This is a genomic window from Thermococcus sp. CX2 (assembly GCF_012027555.1).
In the GTDB taxonomy this organism is placed as follows: Archaea; Methanobacteriota_B; Thermococci; order Thermococcales; family Thermococcaceae; genus Thermococcus.
Genome location: NZ_SNUQ01000017.1, coordinates 1 through 308 on the forward strand (window position 1 = coordinate 1; position 308 = coordinate 308).

The 308-nt window shown below is 58.1% G+C and carries 1 protein-coding gene; it reads right to left on the reverse strand.

The window, feature by feature from the left end:
* Nucleotides 1-19: 19 nt before the first annotated feature.
* Nucleotides 20-308: LPXTG cell wall anchor domain-containing protein (locus E3E23_RS09935; RefSeq protein WP_167908400.1), on the reverse strand; the 289-nt coding region annotated here is incomplete at its 5' end.

Consider the following 308-nt stretch of genomic DNA (forward strand, 5'->3'; position numbering starts at 1 on the left):
AAGAAGGGAAAGAACGAAATCACTTCTTCTTGGTGAAGTACCAGGCCGCGCCGGCGATGATGATTATCACAAGGCCGACGACGACGTAGGTGGTGGTGCTGGTTCCGCTCGGAGTGGTGGTCGTGGTGGTGGTCTCGGTTGGAGTTGTTGTGGTCTCGCTTGGGGTGGTCGTCGTTGGCTGGGTGGTCGTGGTCTTGGTGATGTCCTCGAGGCTTATACCTGACATCTTCTGGATGACGATGGCGAGGTCATCGACGTGGTCCTTGGTGAGGAGGTCGAGCCAGAGGACACCCTCAGCACCGCTGCTG